The sequence below is a fragment of the Paraburkholderia sp. WS6 genome, from assembly GCF_030464835.1.
Lineage (GTDB): Bacteria > Pseudomonadota > Gammaproteobacteria > Burkholderiales > Burkholderiaceae > Paraburkholderia > Paraburkholderia madseniana.
In genome coordinates this window covers 1-3,034 of sequence record NZ_JALQCK010000103.1, presented here as the reverse complement: position 1 = coordinate 3,034, position 3,034 = coordinate 1, and the positions used below count along the sequence as shown (strand labels likewise).

Annotated in this window: 4 protein-coding genes; 3 read left to right on the top strand and 1 reads right to left on the bottom strand. The window is 58.5% G+C overall.

What is annotated here, in order from left to right:
- Positions 1-205: 205 nt before the first annotated feature.
- Positions 206-523: a hypothetical protein gene (locus tag M0D64_RS44665; protein ID WP_266262294.1), complete on the bottom strand. Its 318-nt coding sequence runs from the start codon at positions 521-523 to the stop codon at positions 206-208.
- Positions 524-950: 427 nt separating this feature from the next.
- Here M0D64_RS44665 and M0D64_RS44660 point away from each other — a divergent pair, with 427 nt between their 5' ends.
- The 3 genes from M0D64_RS44660 (at position 951) to M0D64_RS44650 (ending at position 2,521) form a co-directional block, all read left to right on the top strand.
- Positions 951-1,211, top strand: coding sequence for a transcriptional regulator (locus M0D64_RS44660; RefSeq protein WP_154566700.1), 261 nt, complete (start codon positions 951-953; stop codon positions 1,209-1,211).
- A 479-nt stretch (positions 1,212-1,690) separates the two neighbouring features.
- Entirely contained in the window at positions 1,691-1,915 is a 225-nt protein-coding gene (locus M0D64_RS44655; RefSeq protein ID WP_063496116.1) for a CDGSH iron-sulfur domain-containing protein, read from the top strand.
- A 246-nt stretch (positions 1,916-2,161) separates the two neighbouring features.
- Complete coding sequence (locus M0D64_RS44650) at positions 2,162-2,521, top strand: hypothetical protein (protein WP_236720807.1); 360 nt, start codon at positions 2,162-2,164, stop codon at positions 2,519-2,521.
- Positions 2,522-3,034 lie beyond the last annotated feature (513 nt).

Sequence of the window (3,034 nt, the reverse complement as noted above, 5' to 3'; positions counted from 1 at the left end):
ATCCGCACATGCGGCTGTACAAAACCGGCTGGCTGGACGGTGGGCGCGGTCGTCATCAAGTCGTGGAATCGAACGCGCTTCGGCAAACTGCTATTGCGATCGGCGGCTCCCGCAATCGATGTGATTCCGGGTTCCCAACAGGCTCATGCCACGGTCCGAACGCGTAGGGTGAATTTCAACAGCAGTCGCGAGCGCTGCCGTGGATTCAACGCTTCGGTCCCCTCATACCCTCGGTTTCCATCGCAGCATTCCGCTCTTCGCAGGCTTCAATGGGTTCCATGGTCTCGTCGATGGAAGCTGTCGCGCGTTCTGTGGCCGCCTTTGTTTCGTCGACGGTGGAACCGGGTCCTCCGTCGTCGTCGCTCGGGGGCTGCAGCATGTCTCGAAGCATGGCCTCCAGCTCCGGCGTGTCCCACGGCGCGCCATGCTGCTCTTTCTTCTTTATGTAGTGCCTGACTTCTGCGTCCTGCTCCGGCGTCAGGGGAAGACCGCGAAATGTACTTTGGGGGGTAGCGTCGGTCATGGTATTGCTCCGGAATTTATCCCATTTTGAGTGTATCCCTGTTGTGGCCAACGAGTCTCTGCTATCGGTCTGCGCATGGACTGATCCGTCCATTCGCATCGGCTCGTCCAGCGAGCGGACGTTGCTGTCGGCACAGATACGAGCCCGGGCGCTTTGCGCGCCGATGCAAATTGCGACGGGTCATGAAGGATGGCAGGAACTATGACAAAACTGTCCGGACAGTTTTCCATCGAGCGCGTGCACAAAAGCTGTACGCTGGTGATTCCCGACTGCGACAGGATCGGACCCAGATGAGCGGATGGCATTCGGCTTTCACAACCTCAGCCGCAGCTATGACGCACTTGGGCACTGCCTAACGTTCTGGGGTTATGACAACGTCGTGAAGGGGACCACGAATATCGGTATCGGACAGACGGGAGGGCGGAAGATGCAACTGATCGAACCGGATGAACGCCAGGCTTTCCTGGCGACCTTGCAGCGCAAGGGACTGACAGAAGGTGAATTCGACCTGCTGGAAACGGATACGACTGACCCCAAGGGCGACGAGAACGTCGGCCTGCAGGGATATGTCACCGTAACCAGACTATCAACACAAATTGCGAGGGAATACCCCATCGGCTTCGAAACCGGTTGGGTGCAGCATTTCAGACAGGATCTCGAAGCCGGCGTCTTCGATAAGCCGGAATGAGATCCCGCTGTTGCGGCGAACTCTCCGAGCGTAGCAAGCAGGTATGGCGAAGTGGACGCGGGATCAACGGCGGGGGAGGGAGTGATGTGGCCTTGTCGATCCGGAGCGATGCGGGCGGCATCGATCAGTAACCCCAAGGCATCCCAGAGCCCAATGCGCCTACGCGGCGGTCTTGACTGGTGTCAGCGTGGCCCTGCCAAGTCGCGCCCTGCAATCTCACAGGTGACCGTCCGCTTACGGGGCGTCGAGTTCGAGCGTCCGAAACTGTGGCCGATAGTTACCGCCTCCACCAAGCCAGATCATGATGTCCTCATACCATTCGCGGCGAACCTTTCCACAAGCTTTTGTGCGATGCCACAACGCTCGCCGCACCTTCATGTGGTATCAGATATAGACTGAAATTGACCTGTATTCAGGTTGCCGCATCGAGTGTCCCGAACGTGTGCGGAACGCGTGATTCAGAATCAGCGGAGGCTCAAATGGCGACTGCAATTATTACCCCCCGGAATGATGGCCCGTACCACATCAAGGGCGACTTCAAGATTACCACTCAAGGCGGGAAAAACATTGAGGTGGATAAGGACGAGGTCTGGCTGTGTCGATGTGGCCACTCGCAGAACAAGCCATTCTGCGACGGTTCGCACAAGAAGTACGAGTTCAAGAGCAATCTTGACGAACAGCCGCAGGAAGGTGAAACACCCTGATGCATCAGGCGCTGTCGACAAGTTCGGCGCGGGCTTCGCACACGCGTCAAGGCTGTGCATTGTCCCAACGAGACTGTGCGTGGTTTCACGCTGCCCGAGCGCGCGCAGGCATACAGGAAAAGCAGACGATGGGGGACGCGAGTGTCGCGGACATCGCTAACCGGAAGGCGCGTTCTTGCAGTGCTCGTACTCTGCCTAGGTGTTACGTGCCTGGCAATTGGCGCGCCGCTGCTGTTCGAGTTGTCAGTGATCAGCCGTGCCATGAGCGATTTTCGGCTGGATGAGGCAGTCGAAAACGCCCGAATTTCCCGTGGCGAAAAGCCTGCTATCGAGGATCTCCTTAACCCGCCATACCTGAAGCGATACGGCCTGGACCTGAACTTGTACGCGGACAAGCACGGCCGTTTTTTGCCAACAGGCTCTGACTGGCAACAATGGGGACTTCGGACAAAGGCGGCGGCGACTGTGATGTGGCTGGGTCATGATCCGCCCGGCACATGGTGGACCTTCGGTCAGATAAGTTGCGTCGATCGCTTTTACGAAGCTTATGGCGACAGCGAGCCGATCGTCGATGTCGCTGATGCTTGCCTCGGCGAGCCACATTGAGCAACGTATGTGCAATCGGGGAGGCGCGGCCGAGCAAGAAGATCGGGACTTCACAAAATGAGCTGGATATCGCGCGCTTCCGGGACAAAACATGTCGCTGAACTCGCGCTGAAGATTGCCGGCTAGCGCCACCAACTCGACCGCGCACGTCTCGCCCGAAACCGATCGAACGTCACCCGCATCCGCAAGGCCCGCGCCCCCCCTTTTTCGTGTCCGCGGGATCAGTTCGTGGTTCTCGAAAGCGGACAGACAGCGCATCATATAAGGTGGCACGCGGTTGCAATCGGCATCCGGCCTGAATGGCCGATGACTTGCCGGCAGACACCAGGGGACGAATGGCTGTTTCACCTTGGAAGCTGCCGTAAAAGTCACTCCGGGTCGAAGGGCAGTTCAGGGTCGGCTACGGTCCTCTGCGCGATGCGCGGTTTGAGACTTCTGGCGCACGTCGGCATCGGGCAGAGTTCGTTAAGGGTTGTTCGACGCCTGCCATCGTCCGCAGGAATGTGAGTGCGC

Coding starts and splice junctions, on each gene's coding strand:
- M0D64_RS44665 (WP_266262294.1), bottom strand. CDS start 523: ATGACCGACGCTACCCCCCAAAGTACATTTCGCGGTCTTCCCCTGACG.
- M0D64_RS44660 (WP_154566700.1), top strand. CDS start 951: ATGCAACTGATCGAACCGGATGAACGCCAGGCTTTCCTGGCGACCTTG.
- M0D64_RS44655 (WP_063496116.1), top strand. CDS start 1,691: ATGGCGACTGCAATTATTACCCCCCGGAATGATGGCCCGTACCACATC.